Below are 16,867 nucleotides of genomic sequence, written 5' to 3'. Positions count from 1 at the left end.
TTACATTATATTGTGGCACGAATATCGCTTAGTATTTGAATACTAATTTAAATTCACAGGATATGACAATTTATTAGCCATTGTTATAATCAATAGATGAAGAGATAAATGATGAAATTCAAAACATACAGCTGGAAAGCTATTGCGATTTATACCCTTTCGACAATAATGTCTATCGTGTTAATTAACCTAATAATCACCTTCTAATTAGGTAAAAAAATAAAAGTATCACGGCAAAATTATCACTAATTTTTGACCGTATTATTATTAGCTTGTTGTTATATTGTGCAATTATTAGAGAGATCGTCATTAAAAGCATAAAAAATCAGCATTTTGTACTTTATTAATTAACAGTACCGCTTATTTAAGGTAGATTAACGCCATAAAATAAAAAAAATAAAGGATTACCCATTACATGAGCTTTTCAGTTCTTGTTTGTGATGACTCTAATATGGCCCGTAAACAAGTTTTACGTAGCTTACCAGAGCAACTATCAGCTAATGCACAATTAGCAAAAAATGGTCAAGAAGCTGTTGAACTTTTACGCAGTCAAGTATTTGACATTCTATTTCTAGACCTCACCATGCCTGTTCTAGATGGCTTAGGTGTACTCCAAACCCTAAAAGATGAAAACATTACACCGGCAATTTTTGTTATATCAGCCGATATACAACCAGAAATGCAAAGTAAAGTACTTGAACTCGGTGCCAAAGCTTTTTTACGTAAACCAGTTGAATTAGAAGTCCTTAACACTAACCTAAGAAATCATGGTTTTTTATGAGCAACCTCAACTTAAATGAAGATCAGCAAGATTGTTTACAAGAAATAATTAATGTTGCTATGGGTCAAGCAAGTGACCAACTTGCCCGATACTTAAATACCTTTGTTTATTTAAAAGTACCTAGTATTGAACAAGTCAGTACGCTAAGCCTGCTTAACTCGTTAAACAGTGATGAAAATTCTGCTGCGGTAGTAAGTCAAGGCTTCTTTGGTTACGAAGGCATTCGCGGTGAAGCACTGCTTATGTACAAGCCAAAAGATTCTGATCGACTTGCAGATTTACTGGGCTATGAGCCTGATGAATTATCTGTTGAAGAACAAATTATCGACTTAAGCTCTATTTTAACCACCACCTTCTTAAATGTTTTTGCTAAACAAATAGATAATCAAATGTCTTACAGTGCGCCGCGTTTATTAGCGGGTTCACAAAGTGCAATATCCGATCATCTTGCCCAACAATCATTTAATTGGGACTTAGCTTTAAAAGTTAAAATAACTTATCAAGTTACTGACTATTCATTTAATTGCGATATGGTTTTGTTTATTCCTGAGTCAGCAATTATTAATATAAAAACAGTTATTGACAGAATTTTGGAAGAGTTCTAAATGCTTGCTGATGATATTTGTCCTGATATTGCCAACAAATTAAATACCGGTATTCTCATCATAGATAGTCAATACAATATCGTATTTTGGAATCGGTATTTACAAATTCATGCTAACAAAAAGCCTGAAAATGTTATCGGACAAGATATTTTTATTGTCTTTCCCGAGCTGCCAGAAAAGTGGTTCAAAAGAAAAATTGAAAGTGTCTTTCAACTAAAAACCCAGTCTTTTTGCTCATGGGAACAAAGACATCACCTTTTTGAATTGCCTCATACCCGCCCTATGACGACAGACAGTCACTTTATGGCTCAAAACTGTACCTTTTTGCCGCTTGAAAATAAAGAGGCTAACGAACACGTTTGTATTCTTATCGAAGATGTTACCGATGTATGCCATTACCAAAGTAAGCTAAACAAAACACTTGAAGAGCTTGCACAGGCCAATCGTATCGATGGCTTAACACAAGTCTTTAACCGCAAGCATTGGGAAGAGTGTCTCGAAAAAGAATTTTCGCGCGCACGTCGTTATCAGCATGGTTTAGCGCTTATTATGTTCGATTTAGATCATTTCAAATTACTTAATGATACTTACGGACATTTAGGTGGCGACATAGTACTAATAGAAACCGCTAAAGTGATCAGTGAACTACTGCGCTTAGGTGACTTATTCGGTCGCTATGGCGGTGAAGAGTTTGCAATTATTCTGCCTAATACCGATCTTGTTGGCGCTTTAGATGTTGCTGAGCGGATCCGTGTTGCGATCAGCAAAAATATCATTAACTTTCAAGAAGTCGAAATAAATGTTACCGCCAGTGTTGGTGTTGCAGTCATCACCGAAGCAGACACCCGTTATGAAGACTTAATATCCCGCACAGACCTTGCCTTATATGACGCTAAGGCTTCTGGAAGAAACATAGTTTGCGCTGCAAAAGAGACTATTCCAGCCTAAAAAACTGAATATATTCGCTTTATTATCCAAATAAAACCCTCTTACTGCTTATTTATGAATAAAATATAACTTTTTATTCATAAATAACTATTGACAGTAAAACACTGCTCAGGCATTTTATAACCATGAAAACATTTGTCCGTCGTATTACCATTATTATTATCACTACCACCCTCAATGGGATGGTTGTCATCGGCTGACGTGTAAAAAACACATAAATAAAAGCCCGTGACCCCTTAGGTTCCGGGCTTTTTTTTGTTTTAAGGTTTTAATCATTGCAAGTTCTTTGGCTCGCAAAGAATTTACAATAAAAAGGAAGTAAAATGCGTGTATTAAAGTTTGGCGGTTCATCTCTAGGGTCAGCAGAACGTTTTGTGCAAGTTGCCAAAATTATAGCTGACAAAAGTAACGATTCTGCCGTTGCCGTCGTTGTTTCCGCCCCACAAGGCGTAACCAACCATTTAGTGGCTATGGCAGAGAATATTAGTGATGAAATAAAATTACAGAATGATTTAGAACACTTCAGAAAAGCTATTATAACCATTATTGATGATCTTGGTGCCAGTTTACCAAAATTCAGCCCATTACATGCAGAGCAAGTCCTTATAAACTGGGAGCATAAGCTTTCACGTTATCTACAGGGTGCGACTATGTTGTCTTATTGCCCGGATCATATCCGCGCTATAATTATCAGCATAGGTGAGCGTTTAAGTGTTGCCTTGCTCGAATCTGTGTTGAACGCACAAAGTATTAAAACGTCTGTTATTGAACCAGAAAAATTTTTAATCACCAACGATGCGTCTCTTAATGCAGTCGCTGATTTAGTCTTATCAAAAGAAAACTTCGAAAACCATTACAACAATCTCAATAAAGTTGCCTTAATGCCGGGTTTCATCGGTGTTAACAAACAAGGGCAAGTAACGACGCTTGGCCGCAATGGTTCTGATTACTCTGCCGCTGTTCTCGCGGTTTGTGCTCAAGCTGAGTGTTGTGAAATATGGACGGATGTTGATGGTGTGTTTAACGCAGATCCTCGTCTAATAAAGGAAGCAAAATTACTTGATTACTTATCGTATCAAGAAGCGATGGAGCTTTCATATTTTGGTGCTAGCGTGCTACACCCAAAAACGATTGGCCCCATTGCTCAATTTCATATTCCTTGTTTGATTAAAAACACCGGTAATCCTGCTGCGCCAGGAACCTTAATATCTAACGAGGATGATCAAACCAAAAAAGTTAAAGCGATATCTAATCTTGATGATTTAACCATGGTCAATGTATCAGGACCGGGTATGAAAGGCATGGTTGGCATGGCCAGTCGTGTATTTGCCACTATGAGTCAAGAAAAAATTTCTTTAGTCTTAATTAGCCAGTCTTCCAGCGAATACTGTATCAGTTTTTGTATTCACACCAGTGATGCTGAATTAGCCGAACTAAGCTTACAACAAGAGTTCGAACTAGAGTTACTCAATGGTTTACTTGAACCGTTGAAGTTACAACATGAATTATCGATTATTTCTTTAGTTGGTGACGGTATGCATCATCAACAAGGAGTTGCAGCTAAGTTTTTCAGTTCATTAGCCCAAGCGCGTGTCAATGTCATCGCTATTGCCCAAGATTCGTCAGAGCGTAGTATTTCTGTTGTGGTAGAAAAACGTAAATGTACTGATGCAATGAAAGTCAGTCATCAAAATTTCTTCACCCACAAACCCACTATTGATGTATTCCTTGTTGGCTGCGGCGTCGTTGGTAGCGAGCTTCTTGCGCAAATTGCTCGTCAACAACCTAAGCTTAAAAAGCAAAACATTTCTTTAAAGGTGTATGGTATTGCTAACAGTAAAGGTATGGTTTTTAATACTGAAGGTATTGATTTAGATAACTGGCAAGCAGAAATGAAAAGTGACGCTGTTCCAGTAAATGTTGAAAACATCAAGGCTTTTGTCCGCGAGAATCATCTGATTAATCCGGTATTAGTCGACTCAACATCTAGTGAATCTTTAGCGATGAGCTATGTAGAGTACCTTGAAGAGGGTTTTAATATTGTAACGCCAAATAAAAAAGCCAATACTGACTCTTGGCAATACTATCAAGCGTTGCGCAGTGCAGCACAGAAGTCTAACCGTCGCTTCTTATATGAAACAACAGTTGGTGCTGGCTTACCCGTAATTGATACCTTACAAAGCTTGCTAAAAGCGGGTGATGAATTAGTACGTTTTGAAGGGATATTGTCTGGTTCACTTTCCTATATGTTTGGAAAACTAGAAGAAGGTATGACCGTTTCTCAAGCCACCGCTATCGCCAAAGAAAATGGCTTTACCGAGCCTGACCCTCGTGACGATTTAAGCGGTATGGACGTAGCGCGTAAATTGTTAATCATGGCGCGTGAAGCAGGAATACCGCTTGAGTTATCAGATATCTCTATAGAGTCAGTGTTACCTGCAAACTTTGATGCGAGTGGTGATGTCAGTGAATTTATGAAGAACTTAGCGAAAATAGATGATGAATTTTCTCAACGAGTAAAAGTCGCAAAAGCTGAAGGTAAAGTTTTACGTTATATCGGCAATATAGTTGATGGAAAATGTAAAGTTGCCATTGAAGCTGTTGCCAATGATCATCCACTTTATAGTGTTAAAGATGGTGAAAATGCGTTAGCAATACATAGCCGTTATTACCAACCACTACCGTTTGTATTACGCGGTTATGGCGCAGGTGCTGCGGTTACCGCCGCCGGTGTGTTTGGTGATCTATTAAGAACATTAGCATGGGAGCAACAGCACTAATGACTATATCTGTTTTTGCTCCCGCATCAATAGGCAACCTAAACGTTGGCTTTGATGTTTTAGGTCTAGCGGTTAAGCCCATTGATGGTACTTTATTAGGTGATGTAGTTACTATAGAGTCAGCCACAGAGAATAAGCTGATTGTGATTGGTGAATTTGCCAATAAACTACCGGGTAAGGCCACAGACAATATTGTTTGGCATTGTCTAGAGCTATACAACCTAGCACTTGAAAAAGCGCAACAAGCGGTTAAAAAAGTACAACTAACACTAGATAAAAAGATGCCGGTTGGCAGTGGTTTGGGCTCAAGTGCTTGTTCTGTAGTCGCAGCTCTGGTCGCACTCAATGAATTCTATCAGCAATATTTTGATGAAAAAACACTGTTATTTATGATGGGTCAAATGGAGGCAAAAATAAGTGGCAGTTTGCATTACGACAATGTCGCACCATGTTATTTAGGTGGTTTGCAATTAATGGTGCCAGACAAACAGCTTATTAGCCAGAGTTTGCCCCTATTTGATCATTGCTACTACGTAATGGCTTACCCAGGTATTAATGTCTCAACGAAAGCTGCGCGCGATGTTTTACCCAAGCAATACAGTCGTGCTGACGCCATTACTTTCGGACAAAATTTAGCAACTTTTGTTGATGCTTGCCACCGTAATGATAAACAACAAGCATTTTCAGTACTCAAAGATGTACTTGCAGAGCCTTATCGTCAGCACTTGTTACCAAAATTTATCGAAGCTAAAGACTATTTAAGCGCTCAAGGTCATTTAGCTGTAGGCATTTCAGGATCAGGGCCTACCTTATTTTGTGTCTGTGATTCGCTTGAAAAAGCCCAAGATAGCGCGCTTTGGTTACAAAAAAATTATTTACAAACAGACTCAGGTTTTGTTCATGTCTGTCAGGTTGACTTAACGGGTGCTGAGAGATTGCCCGCTTAATCACTTTATTAAAAATACCAAATTTATTAGGAATATGTTGTGAAATTTTATAATTTAAAAGAAAACGATGAACAAGTCAGTTTTGCTGGTGCGGTTAAGCAAGGACTAGGAAAAAATCAGGGACTCTTTTTTCCTGAAACAATCCCAGTGTTAGATAATATCGATGAATTACTCGCTATGCCTTTAGTTGAAAGAAGTGTACATGTCCTCTACCCGTTTGTAGAAGGTGATTTAACTAAAGCGCAATTAACTGAGATTGTGACCAGTGCTTTTAACTTTCCAGCACAAATTCAACCCATCAATAAAGACAGAGCTATATTAGAGCTTTTTCATGGTCCAACACTCGCCTTTAAAGATTTTGGCGCGCGTTTTATGGCTAAATGTTTGCAAGTTTTTAGCAAAGATAAAAAGATCACTATATTAACGGCGACCTCAGGTGACACAGGCGCGGCGGTTGCTCATGCTTTTCATAACATTGAAAATATTCGTGTGGTGATCTTATATCCGAAAGGAAAAATCAGCCTGCTACAAGAAAAAATGTTTACGACCTTAGGCGGCAATATTGAAACACTCGCTATTGACGGGAGTTTTGATGATTGTCAGGCGTTAGTTAAAAAGTCATTCGATGATAGAGAGCTAGCTACTACTATAGGTTTAAATTCAGCTAACTCAATAAATATCAGCCGCTTATTAGCTCAGGTATGTTACTACTTTGAAGGGTTTGCACAGTTATCTCGTCAAAAGTGTAAAAGCGAATTAAACGATGTTGTGGTATCGATTCCCAGTGGTAACTTTGGTAACTTAACCGCTGGTTTATTTGCTAAAGCACTCGGTTTACCGATAAAAAGATTTATTGCGGCAACAAATGCCAACGATACTGTGCCTCGTTACCTAAAAACAGGTGAGTGGACGCCTAATGCTACTGTAGCGACAATTTCAAATGCTATGGATGTTAGCGATCCTAACAACTGGCCTCGCGTTGAACATATGCTAAAGTCTGGCATAGTTCCTAGCGATTGTATTAGTTCAGTTTCAATTGATGAAGAACAAACACAGTCAACTGTTTTACAGTTAGCCAAGCTGGGTTACATCAGTGAACCACATGCAGCCGTTGCCTATAAAGCGTTACAGTACAATGCAGATGAAGGTGAATTTGGTGTGTTTTTAGGCACCGCACACCCAGCAAAATTCAAAGAGGTGGTTGAAAGTATTTTAGGACAACCAATCGGTCTACCAAAAGAGCTTGCTGACTGCGCCAGCGAAACCATTTTATCAAAAGATATGGCCGCTAACTTTAGCGACTTACGTGATTATTTATTATTAAACGATCACTAATTTCGTTCAGTTAAAAACACGTTTATAATGGTCGTTAATTTAGATTAACGGCCATTTTTATACCTCATGATAAATCAAAATATTAAGCCGCAATGGCAACAACTTATTAATCAAGAACAAGCCAAGCCATATTTCATCGAACTAAACCAAGTAATTTCTCAACAACGAGCAAAGGGCGAAGTTATCTTTCCTGCGCAAAACGATATTTTTAATGCTTTTTGTTATCAAGATATTAAAGACACTAAAGTGGTTATTTTAGGGCAAGATCCCTACCACGGTGAAGATCAAGCTCATGGACTCGCTTTTTCTGTGCAACCCGGCATTAACGTCCCACCTTCATTAGTCAATATTTATAAAGAGCTTGTTAATGAGTTTGCTGACTTTAATAAGCCAAGCCACGGTTGCTTAACGCAGTGGGCAGAGCAAGGGGTGCTATTACTGAATACGGTTTTAACCGTCAAACAAGCACAGGCTCATTCTCATGCTAAGTTAGGTTGGGAAACATTTACTGATGCAGTAATAAAGCACATTAATCAAGAAAGTAGCGGTTGTGTATTCTTACTTTGGGGAGCTCATGCGCAAAAGAAAGGAAAAAACATTAATACCGAAAAGCATTTTGTATTAAACGGGCCACATCCTTCACCTTTATCGGCATATCGCGGTTTTTTTGGCTGTCAGCATTTCTCAAAAACCAACCAATGGTTACAATCAAAAAATATGACTCCGATAAACTGGCAGTTGCCTGAACAAGCATAAGGTTAACTAAAAAAAGATACAGCCCTTAGTAAACATCAGCAAAGGGCTCCTTTTTATTAAAAATAAGATGTTAACTTATAACTTGAATAGTCCTAGATTTTTATCCGTTAACGCATCACGCCAACCCCCTAGCCATTCTGATTTTGCATCTGTATTTTGATAAGGACATTTTTCTTTTGTTTTTCCGGTGAGGCCTGCTTTATAACCATTGGAATGTGCTCTGCCTAGACGATCTCTTTTCTTTGTTTGCATCGATAACTCTCCATCATTGTCTTGGTGATACTTATTAATACTTGTCGAATAAAACAGCAGTCGACAATTCAGTTAAGAATAAGCAAGAGGCTAAATCAAGTAAAATTACGATTAAAAAGTGTTCGACAGTTAATGATTGAGAGCTGAAAAATCCTAATTATAAGATTAAATAAATAAAACAATTTGTTAGCAACAAGCGTTATTACCTATGATTATTAAAAGTTATTTTTATATAAAAAATTATTTTAATGTTGTGGAATACCTAAGCGACTTGAGCGTAACAGTGGTTCTAACATGCCTTCAAGACCATTGAGTTTTATTTCGTAAATTAATTCAAGTTGCTGTCCTAGCTTACCTTCAGGAAAACCTTTTGATTTAAACCACACTAAGTAAGGCTCTGGCAATTTTAGTAAGGGTCTACCTGCATATTTTCCAAAAGGCATTATTTGATTTACAGCATCGAGCAAAGCTTGTTGATCTGAAAACATAGTTTCTCTACTTATTAAATTTTCTTGTCGGGATAATAACTCAAAACCTTTTAACATCATAAAAGTGTCACAAGGTCTATTTATAATCATCCTAAGTTTATCGACTAACTTCAAACAGGGAACGAACATGTCTATAATAAGAAAACGCAGTGCGGCGCACAAAGCTTATATTCCTTCAAATGCGCGAGATAACCAATATATTTTAGCTGAGTTTGCCATTACCGATGAATTAATAGAGTTAATTTCTCCAAATATTTCAACGCATAGCACTCAACCTTACTATGATTTTTATCAAAGTTTATCACAATTATTATTTACGCTAAGTAATGACTATGCGATACAAAGTAGCTTATTTATTGCTAACGATAAATTAGTTCGCGTTCGCTACAGTCAAGAAATGCACCAATGGCAAACCAGCCAGCAAATTTTATTTTATTACGATCCTCAAAATCATCAATTACAAAATTCTTTTTTTGATGCCAGTATTCGCGCAAAAAAGATCACCCTGCTGTTTTTAGCCTCTGGCGACGACATTCGTTTTAATGCCGCGGCATTTCATCAAAAAGTGACTCGGTTACTGCATAGTTTTATCGAGCAAACAAAATTACCTAACCAAGCGATACGTTTACGTGATCATCAACATCTTACTTATGATTTATTTGCTAAAAATAAAGGCTGCTTAGGCACACAAGCACATAAATTACGGCCGATTGATGAACGCTATAAATCACAAAACGTTGTTATAACACCGAACGCATCGGCAATAAGTTATGCGGTAATTAATCTAACGATTGATAATCGTTTATTGGGTTTAGTCGACATTGATGCCAATTCTAAAGATCCATACAATCCGCTTTATACTTATTTAACTGATACTTTTTCACTGGTGGCTAAGCGCTTTAATTTAAATAATGGGGCGTTAATCGCTAATGGTTTAGTCCCCATTGTCCGACATAGTTTGCATGAAATAATTTCTAAGATGGGTGAGTTACAAATGTTAGGTTATAACCCTAAACAGAGTCCCTGTGGCTTGGTGAGTAAATGGAAAGCCGATGAGTTAGTTGATAACGTACAACTTATCTTTGTGGCTACCGCAGAAGATTCCCAGCACAGCGGCTATGGCAAGTTTATTAACCAAATAGAACAGGCAATGCGTTTATTAGCGACCGAACTCGAAATCCCCATTAATAAAGATGAATTAACGTTAAGGTTTCACCAGCATATTGCTTATAATATTGAAAACTAAGGTTAATCAACTTCACCATTAACCGTTGGCTTTTTCTGTAGCTTGCGTTGTAGGGTTCTGCGGTGCATTGAAAGCTGACGAGCCGTTGCTGAAACATTACCATTATTAAATTTTAAGACTTGTTGAATATACTCCCATTCAACCTGCTCGGTTGACAACGTTGGCTCATTTATAATGTTTGTTGCTGAATTTGCAACCAATGTTGATTTTTTTAGCGACGAACTGTTAGCGTTTTTAGCTAAGGCCGATAATAAAGTCTGTGTATCGACCGGCTTGGTTAAGTAATCATCTGCGCCAAGCTTTATTGCGTCAACTGCAGTAGCGATACTGGCAAAACCAGTTAATAAAATAATACGACTCTTTGGCAATAGCTTCCTCATCGGATTAATCAAATTTAAGCCACTTTCATGATGGAGTTTCATATCGAGCAATATGAATTCAGGCAATTGACGATGACAGGTTAATAATGCATCGTTAATATTATCGGCCAACCAACAGCTGTAACCATGTTTTTCCATACGCCTTTTAAGCGTATTAGCAAAGGTACTGTCATCTTCAACAATTAATAATTTCATTCACTTTTTTCCTGCATATCATTAACCACTAACGGTAATTTCAACGTTACTAATGCGCCACCGGCAACGTGATTGGTTAAGGTAAGTGTCACACCTAATCGCTCTAAACTTGCATGACTCAAAAATACCGCCATACCTAACCCTTGCTTGCTGTTTACGGGTTTAACGCCTAACTCACTTAGTGTTAATTGGGTAAAACCACAACCAAAATCACGAATACTGAGTTGCCAATTTTTTTCATCAAACAAGCTAGATAACTCAATTTTATCACTACCGCTGGCTTTAGTGGCTCGAATCGCATTATTAACTAAATTTAAAATCGCTGGCAATAATGAAGCATCAGCCAATACTTTAGCGTTTTCACTGAGTATTGATTGGTGCGTCTCAGACAAAAAGTTCACCCTAACATCAGGATAATTTAAGTTAATATGATCACGCATTTCTTGCACAATATCAGCACAAAGTACCTCTTTTGACTTTTGCTCTTTAATCTCAAAAACCATTTTACGAAACTCAGCTAAACTTCTGCTACAACGTAATAACTGTCCTTGTAGGTCAACAATCGCTGGGTGCTCAGGTAGCTCTTCACTGAGTTCATCGACAAGCAGCTGTACAGTTGCTATGGGAGTAGCGAGCTGATGAGTTATTTGCGCAGAAGCGACCCCTAATGACATAATTTTTTCTTGCTTTAATTGCTCTTCCCGAAAAGCAGCTATCGCCTGTTCTTTTTGAGAAATTCTTCGTGCCATTTGGCCAACAACGGTTGCAACAACAATGCTAGAAAAAAGAAAATTGATCCACATACCAATAAAGTGGCTTTGCATATTGCCATGCATTACTGACATGGGTAATAACCACAATAAAACACTGTATGAAGCAATCGCTAATAGTGCGACACTTCCAAGTAACAGCGGTGTTAACGTCACAGCAGCAATAGCAATAGGAATAAGTAATAACGAGACAAAAGCATTAGTTGCTCCGCCGCTAAAATACAAAATAAGTGAGAGAAATAAGATATCAGCGCAAATCTGCCCAAGTAAGGCGAGCTTATCGGCTTCTTTCCCAGATTTATAATATAAATAGCTGACTAACGTAAATAAAGCTTCAATTGAAATAACAATAATGAGCGGTAACCAAGGCAGCTGATAGTTTAAAACGCCATTAACAAAAAGTATTAATATCAGCTGAATAATAATTGCCGCACTGCGCAATAAAAGAACGGTGCGAACTTGGTTAAACTTTCTAAAAAATAAAGACATAATATTTTTATATTGGTTAATCGTATTTGTTGATGTTACGCTAATTTTTATAATTTTAACTGATCAAAAACAGTTTATTTTAAATTTCAGATAAAAACATATAGACATCTAAACGTCTATTGTTATACAGTTATTTTAATCAAATTTATTAAGGTTTATTTTAATGTCATCACATGAAGAAAAAATCACCCTGGCAGGCGGTTGCTTTTGGTGTATTGAAGGTGCATACAACCAATTAATCGGCATTAAATCTGCCGTATCAGGTTATATGGGCGGTAGCGCAGCGCTAGCAACTTATGAAGACGTTTGCTCGGGTCAAACCGGTCATGCAGAAGTCGTGCAGTTAACCTTTGATAGCACAGCGATCACTTCTCGTGAAATATTAGAAGTGTTTTTCACGCTACACGATGCCAGCCAATTAAATCGTCAAGGTAACGATATAGGAACCCAGTATCGCTCAGGGATTTTTTATCACAACAAAGAACAACAGCAAATTGCTGAAGATATTATTAAAGAAGTCGACGCCAGCAATATGTATAGCTCAGCGGTTGTGACCGAAGTAACTCAAGCGTCAGAGTTCTTTTCTGGTGAAGATGTTCATCAAGACTATTTCAATAATAATCCTGGTAATCCTTACTGTCAGGCGATTGTTTCGCCTAAGCTCGCAAAATTTAGAAAAACGTTCGTGGGTAAATTAAAACCATCAGAGACTTAAAGCCATATTGTCAGCTTGAGAGTAAAACCTCACCTTTCACAAAGTGCGTAACACTGAAATAATCAGTGTTACGCATCTACTGCCAAGTACTGATTTAATACATCAAGGTATACAGTTTTCTGCGAAATTTATTGGCTAATGGATCGCCATCAGGTAAAGCCTTTAACACATCAAGATAAAGATCTTTGCTTGCAGCATCACTACTATCTTTTTGCATTAAACGAAACAGTAACGTCAACGCTTCTTCATGTCGGTTGACTTGGCTGTATTGCGCAACAAGTTGATGTTGTAAAGCAATGTTGTCAACGTCGTCCACTAACTGTGCTTCTAGTGCTTTAATTTCTGGTGAGTCGGCGGCTTGACTGGCAAGCTCAAGTTTAGCGATAAGCGCTTGATAGTGACTGTCTTGGTCAACCATTAAAATAGTGGTTAATAAAGATTCTGCTTCGCTTATTTTACCCGTTTGTAAATAAACATCTGCCATCATTAATTTAATGTCGGCACGTTCACTATTAAGTTGATAAGCACTATTAATGACCGTGAAGGCATCATTAATATTATTATCAGCTAATAACTTTTGCGCCTGAATGAGTAATAAGTCTTCTTCTTTAGGTAAATGATTCGCTAAAAATTCTTTTATATTGTCGTCATCTTGTGGCCCAGTTAAACCATCAAGTGGTTGGCCATCTTTCACTAAAATCGCCGTAGGTAAACCTTGAATACCAAATTGTTGGGCAATTTGTTGCTGAGTTTGACAATCAACCGTGGCGTATAATATATACTGCTCAAAACCCTGCAAGCCGATGGCTAGCTTATCTTTTAGCTCCAAACTTTCAGGGACCTGTGCCGCCCAAAAGTCAACTAAGACTAACTTCGATTTTGATTCTTCTAAAATAATTTGTTGAAAATTTTCTAGGGTGATTTCAATGGCATTTGTAGTCACATTCACTTCCATTTAGTTTATTGATGAGCGTCTATAATCTATATTTTGGGGCAATTATAAAAAGCGCAAGTGCCTTAATGCAAAAAGCTGAACGCCTATCAATGAAGGGACATTCAGCTTTCGTATCATATAAGTCTAATAATAATTAGACTTCGTTTAATAACTCACGAGCAATAATGATTTTTTGGATCTCGCTGGTGCCTTCATAAATAGTGGTAATACGTACGTCGCGAGCCATGCGCTCAAGCGGATATTCTTTAATATAGCCGGCACCGCCCATTAATTGCAAAGCGTCATAACAAGCAGTATTCGCTTTTTCTGCGGCAAATAACTTCGCCATAGAAGCGGCTTTACCAAAGGGTAACCCTTGTTCTTTAGTATAAGCAGCTTGCATTAACAATAAACGGGCTGCCTCTAAATCTGTGTAACGTTCGGCAAGTTTCCATTGTAAACCTTGGAAGTTTGATAATGCTTGGCCAAACTGCTTACGTTCAGTGATAAAAGCACGAGCGTAATCCATGGCGGCTAAACCAATGCCTAGCGCTAATGAACCAATACCAATTCGACCGCCCGCAAGTTCGCCGACCGCAACGCCAAAGCCTTTATTTTCTTTGCCCATCATGGCACTAGCAGGTATCCGACAATTACTAAAGCTCACTTCATTAGTAGGTGATGCTTTTTGCCCCATTTTTCCTTCTGGCTTACTGACCGTAATACCTGGTGTATTTGCTTCCACTAAGAAACATGAAATACCCTTACCTTTTCGAGCGGTCGCGTCAGTTACCGCCCAAACAACAAAGATGTCAGCAAAGCTGGCACTGGTAATATAGAGTTTGCTGCCATTGAGTACGTATGCATCACCGTCGAGTACCGCAGAGGTCTTCATGCCAGCAGGATCTGAACCGGCGTCATTCTCTGTTAAACAAAAAGCACCTGCTTTATATTCACCACTACATATTTTAGGTAAATACTTTTGCTTTTGCTCTTCATTACCAACCGCTTGAATAACTTCAGCAACCATATTTGTCACTGATGTTGTTACTGCGGTTGCTGCACATGCACGTGCTATTTCTGTTATCGCTAAGCTAAAAGCAACCGTGCCTGCTTCAACGCCACCATATTCTGCTTTAATATTTAAGCCCATAAAACCCAGTTCAGTTAACTGCGCAAGGTTGTTGAGGAAAAGTGTTTGATCTTGGGTTTCATCAAGTTCGGCCGCTACAGGAGCTAATTCGCTTTCAGCGAATTTTTTTGCCATATCTTGAATCATCATCTGTTCTTCGGTTAATGATAAATTCATTCGTTACTCACTTTTATATATTAAATTTGTATTTATTTGTATTTAGATGCGTATTTAAAAATTAAATCGCATATTTAAATTTATTATTATTATTTTTTTCTAATTAACTAAACGATAGCAGCACCGATTTAGATCAATCAACCCAGCACAAACCAAAGTAATGCGACACCCAGAACTAAGCGATAGATAACAAATGGCATCATACCGACTTTTTCCAATAGAATAAGAAAGTAGTGAATGCAGGCATAAGCACTAAAAAAAGCTAACACACTGCCAATACCAATAGCATTCCAATCAACAGGACCCGTTTCAGTCATTAATTTTAATGTTAAATAACTCCCCGCCATCGCAATGGCAGGAATTGACAATAAGAAAGAAAATCGAGCCGCATTTTCTCGACTTAAGCCAAGCATCAAACCGATAGTCATTGTTATACCTGAACGCGATGTCCCCGGAATTAATGCTACCGCCTGTGCTAAACCAATCAGCATAGCGCCTTTAAATCCTAGCTTTTCAAAATCAATATGCTCAGTCGCTTTTCTTTTACCCGCTTTAATGTCAGCAAAACCCAGTAAAAATCCAAAAATTAAGGTAGTAGCAGCAATAACCAACGCAGTACGTAAATGTGCTTCGATAAAGTCTTTGCCGAGCAAACCAAATATTCCTAATGGGATAGTCGCAAATAATATCCACCAGGCAAGCTTGCCATCAAAACTAGTATTATCACCTTTTATACTGCCCACCCAAGCAACAGCCATATTCGCGACATCTTTACGAAAATATAAAACAACCGCGAGTAATGTTCCAACATGCAAAGCAACATCGAGTGCTAAACCTTGGTCTTTCCAGCCTAAAACAGCTGAGGGTAAGATTAAATGTGCTGAACTTGATACGGGTAAAAACTCCGTTAATCCTTGGAGAATAGCTAAAATAAATATCTCTGTAATGGTCATTGCTTATTATATTCCTTATGTATAATTCAATTTTTTAATGTCTAACTTTTATAATTGGCTTGACCAAGAAAAGTCTACTGTGGTTATTTGTTGTTGTGTTTTATCGTAAGCTTGCCAAAGTTGTTGGTACGATTTTTTTAAAATGGGGTGTTTAAGATCTGGCGCTACTTCAGCCAATGGCCATAAAACAAAGGCATTTTCTGTGATCTCGGCACGTGGGATTTGTGCTGGAGTGTCCAACACTAAATCGTCAAACAGTAATAAATCTAAATCTAAGGTGCGTGGGCTATATTTTTTAGCATCAATTTCTCGACCGTTGTTAAGCTCAATTTCGCGGAGTGCTTTAGCCACTTGTACTATATTAAGTTCGGTCGTCGCACCGATCACCATATTATAAAATTCAGCACCGTCGAATCCTACGGCTTTACTAGCAAATAAAGATGATAGCGTTAACTCACCAAGCAGCGCTTCAAGGGCAGTCAATCCTGTCTGTAAATAGTGCTGACGGTCAACATTACTGCCAAGCGAAATATATAAACGCGCCATTACCCATGATTACTGTTATTTGATTGGCTACCACGTTCAATTTCAACGCCAACTGTGATGGCATTATGCACCGCATTAGGCTTGGCTACTTTTAATTTAAGCCAAGGGATCTGATAAGTTTCGATTAAGAATTTAGCCAAACGCTCTGCTAATGTTTCAATTAAATCTACGGGATTTTTATTAGCAAATTCAGCTATTTTTACTGATATGTCGGCATAATCGAGTGTTTTAGCTAGCTCATCATTTTCGGCCGGTTTGGCAGTATCCCACCCCATAACTAAATCAATCACTAAGGTTTGTTTTATTTCTTTTTCCCAATCGAAAAAACCTATGGTGGTTTGAATACTCAAGCCTTCAATATAAACTTTATCCATTAACGTACACTCATCTTTAATAAAACAACTAAAAATATAGGTCGATTTTACCTGTGCAAAGTTA

Annotated in this window: 18 protein-coding genes; 9 read left to right on the top strand and 9 right to left on the bottom strand. The window is 37.9% G+C overall.

Annotated elements, in window-relative coordinates:
• Window positions 1–415 precede the first annotated feature (415 nt).
• The 7 genes from H4J69_RS05325 to ung all read left to right on the top strand — a co-directional run bounded on the left by H4J69_RS05325 (window position 416) and on the right by ung (window position 8,152).
• Window positions 416–781, top strand: coding sequence for a response regulator (locus H4J69_RS05325; protein WP_070374832.1), 366 nt, complete (start codon window positions 416–418; stop codon window positions 779–781).
• Complete coding sequence (locus H4J69_RS05320; protein ID WP_182213225.1) at window positions 778–1,386, top strand: chemotaxis protein; 609 nt, start codon at window positions 778–780, stop codon at window positions 1,384–1,386. The genes H4J69_RS05325 and H4J69_RS05320 overlap by 4 nt, the downstream gene beginning before the upstream one ends.
• On the top strand, window positions 1,387–2,334 hold the full coding sequence (locus H4J69_RS05315; RefSeq protein WP_182213223.1) for a sensor domain-containing diguanylate cyclase: 948 nt from the start codon (window positions 1,387–1,389) through the stop codon (window positions 2,332–2,334).
• A 323-nt stretch (window positions 2,335–2,657) separates the two neighbouring features.
• Window positions 2,658–5,114, top strand: a complete 2,457-nt coding sequence (gene thrA, locus H4J69_RS05310; protein WP_182213221.1) for a bifunctional aspartate kinase/homoserine dehydrogenase I — start codon at window positions 2,658–2,660, stop codon at window positions 5,112–5,114.
• Entirely contained in the window at window positions 5,114–6,061 is a 948-nt protein-coding gene (gene thrB / locus H4J69_RS05305; RefSeq protein WP_182213220.1) for a homoserine kinase, read from the top strand. Before thrA ends, thrB begins: the two co-directional genes overlap by 1 nt.
• Window positions 6,062–6,100: 39 nt before the next feature.
• The gene (gene thrC / locus H4J69_RS05300; protein WP_070374836.1) at window positions 6,101–7,396 is read left to right on the top strand and encodes a threonine synthase; all 1,296 of its coding nucleotides are present in this window, start codon (window positions 6,101–6,103) and stop codon (window positions 7,394–7,396) included.
• A gap of 66 nt (window positions 7,397–7,462) precedes the next feature.
• A complete protein-coding gene (gene ung / locus H4J69_RS05295; RefSeq protein ID WP_182213218.1) occupies window positions 7,463–8,152 on the top strand; it encodes a uracil-DNA glycosylase in 690 nt (229 codons plus the stop codon).
• Window positions 8,153–8,227: 75 nt separating this feature from the next.
• On the opposite strand, the gene rmf is transcribed toward ung, so the two are convergent.
• Together rmf and H4J69_RS05285 are read right to left on the bottom strand one after the other, a co-directional pair.
• Window positions 8,228–8,404, bottom strand: coding sequence for a ribosome modulation factor (gene rmf, locus H4J69_RS05290; RefSeq protein ID WP_070374838.1), 177 nt, complete (start codon window positions 8,402–8,404; stop codon window positions 8,228–8,230).
• A 245-nt stretch (window positions 8,405–8,649) separates the two neighbouring features.
• Window positions 8,650–8,892, bottom strand: coding sequence for a DUF3820 family protein (locus H4J69_RS05285; RefSeq protein WP_070374839.1), 243 nt, complete (start codon window positions 8,890–8,892; stop codon window positions 8,650–8,652).
• 127 nt (window positions 8,893–9,019) lie between these two features.
• Between H4J69_RS05285 and H4J69_RS05280 the strand changes: the two genes are divergently transcribed.
• Window positions 9,020–10,138: a DUF3083 family protein gene (locus tag H4J69_RS05280; RefSeq protein ID WP_182213216.1), complete on the top strand. Its 1,119-nt coding sequence runs from the start codon at window positions 9,020–9,022 to the stop codon at window positions 10,136–10,138.
• Window positions 10,139–10,140: 2 nt separating this feature from the next.
• On the opposite strand, the gene H4J69_RS05275 is transcribed toward H4J69_RS05280, so the two are convergent.
• Both H4J69_RS05275 and H4J69_RS05270 read right to left on the bottom strand, forming a co-directional pair.
• Window positions 10,141–10,713, bottom strand: coding sequence for a response regulator transcription factor (locus tag H4J69_RS05275; RefSeq protein WP_182213214.1), 573 nt, complete (start codon window positions 10,711–10,713; stop codon window positions 10,141–10,143).
• Window positions 10,710–11,972: a HAMP domain-containing sensor histidine kinase gene (locus H4J69_RS05270; protein ID WP_182213213.1), complete on the bottom strand. Its 1,263-nt coding sequence runs from the start codon at window positions 11,970–11,972 to the stop codon at window positions 10,710–10,712. The genes H4J69_RS05275 and H4J69_RS05270 overlap by 4 nt, the downstream gene beginning before the upstream one ends.
• Window positions 11,973–12,135: 163 nt before the next feature.
• Between H4J69_RS05270 and msrA the strand changes: the two genes are divergently transcribed.
• Window positions 12,136–12,687, top strand: coding sequence for a peptide-methionine (S)-S-oxide reductase MsrA (gene msrA / locus H4J69_RS05265; protein WP_182213211.1), 552 nt, complete (start codon window positions 12,136–12,138; stop codon window positions 12,685–12,687).
• 94 nt (window positions 12,688–12,781) lie between these two features.
• Here the strand turns inward: msrA and H4J69_RS05260 are convergent, their stop codons facing one another.
• The 5 genes from H4J69_RS05260 to folB all read right to left on the bottom strand — a co-directional run bounded on the left by H4J69_RS05260 (window position 12,782) and on the right by folB (window position 16,803).
• Window positions 12,782–13,630, bottom strand: a complete 849-nt coding sequence (locus H4J69_RS05260) for a tetratricopeptide repeat protein (protein WP_310733497.1) — start codon at window positions 13,628–13,630, stop codon at window positions 12,782–12,784.
• Between the two features lie 145 nt (window positions 13,631–13,775).
• Window positions 13,776–14,930, bottom strand: coding sequence for an acyl-CoA dehydrogenase family protein (locus H4J69_RS05255; protein ID WP_182244162.1), 1,155 nt, complete (start codon window positions 14,928–14,930; stop codon window positions 13,776–13,778).
• A gap of 137 nt (window positions 14,931–15,067) precedes the next feature.
• Window positions 15,068–15,883 (bottom strand): undecaprenyl-diphosphate phosphatase, encoded by an 816-nt coding sequence (locus tag H4J69_RS05250; protein ID WP_070374844.1) that lies wholly within the window; start codon window positions 15,881–15,883, stop codon window positions 15,068–15,070.
• A 48-nt stretch (window positions 15,884–15,931) separates the two neighbouring features.
• Window positions 15,932–16,429 carry a 2-amino-4-hydroxy-6-hydroxymethyldihydropteridine diphosphokinase gene (folK, locus tag H4J69_RS05245; protein WP_070374845.1) on the bottom strand — a complete coding sequence of 166 codons (498 nt, stop codon included), beginning with the start codon at window positions 16,427–16,429 and terminating at the stop codon, window positions 15,932–15,934.
• Window positions 16,429–16,803, bottom strand: coding sequence for a dihydroneopterin aldolase (gene folB / locus H4J69_RS05240; protein ID WP_070374846.1), 375 nt, complete (start codon window positions 16,801–16,803; stop codon window positions 16,429–16,431). The genes folK and folB overlap by 1 nt, the downstream gene beginning before the upstream one ends.
• Window positions 16,804–16,867: the final 64 nt, after the last annotated feature.

The organism is Colwellia sp. BRX10-9, from assembly GCF_014077405.1.
Taxonomy (GTDB): Bacteria; Pseudomonadota; Gammaproteobacteria; order Enterobacterales; family Alteromonadaceae; genus Colwellia_A.
This window is presented reverse-complemented; position numbering and strand designations above follow the sequence as displayed.

Coding starts and splice junctions, on each gene's coding strand:
- H4J69_RS05325 (WP_070374832.1), top strand. CDS start 416: ATGAGCTTTTCAGTTCTTGTTTGTGATGACTCTAATATGGCCCGTAAA.
- H4J69_RS05320 (WP_182213225.1), top strand. CDS start 778: ATGAGCAACCTCAACTTAAATGAAGATCAGCAAGATTGTTTACAAGAA.
- H4J69_RS05315 (WP_182213223.1), top strand. CDS start 1,387: ATGCTTGCTGATGATATTTGTCCTGATATTGCCAACAAATTAAATACC.
- thrA (WP_182213221.1), top strand. CDS start 2,658: ATGCGTGTATTAAAGTTTGGCGGTTCATCTCTAGGGTCAGCAGAACGT.
- thrB (WP_182213220.1), top strand. CDS start 5,114: ATGACTATATCTGTTTTTGCTCCCGCATCAATAGGCAACCTAAACGTT.
- ung (WP_182213218.1), top strand. CDS start 7,463: ATGATAAATCAAAATATTAAGCCGCAATGGCAACAACTTATTAATCAA.
- rmf (WP_070374838.1), bottom strand. CDS start 8,404: ATGCAAACAAAGAAAAGAGATCGTCTAGGCAGAGCACATTCCAATGGT.
- H4J69_RS05285 (WP_070374839.1), bottom strand. CDS start 8,892: ATGTTTTCAGATCAACAAGCTTTGCTCGATGCTGTAAATCAAATAATG.
- H4J69_RS05280 (WP_182213216.1), top strand. CDS start 9,020: ATGTCTATAATAAGAAAACGCAGTGCGGCGCACAAAGCTTATATTCCT.
- H4J69_RS05275 (WP_182213214.1), bottom strand. CDS start 10,713: ATGAAATTATTAATTGTTGAAGATGACAGTACCTTTGCTAATACGCTT.
- H4J69_RS05270 (WP_182213213.1), bottom strand. CDS start 11,972: ATGTCTTTATTTTTTAGAAAGTTTAACCAAGTTCGCACCGTTCTTTTA.
- msrA (WP_182213211.1), top strand. CDS start 12,136: ATGTCATCACATGAAGAAAAAATCACCCTGGCAGGCGGTTGCTTTTGG.
- H4J69_RS05255 (WP_182244162.1), bottom strand. CDS start 14,930: ATGAATTTATCATTAACCGAAGAACAGATGATGATTCAAGATATGGCA.
- H4J69_RS05250 (WP_070374844.1), bottom strand. CDS start 15,883: ATGACCATTACAGAGATATTTATTTTAGCTATTCTCCAAGGATTAACG.
- folK (WP_070374845.1), bottom strand. CDS start 16,429: ATGGCGCGTTTATATATTTCGCTTGGCAGTAATGTTGACCGTCAGCAC.
- folB (WP_070374846.1), bottom strand. CDS start 16,803: ATGGATAAAGTTTATATTGAAGGCTTGAGTATTCAAACCACCATAGGT.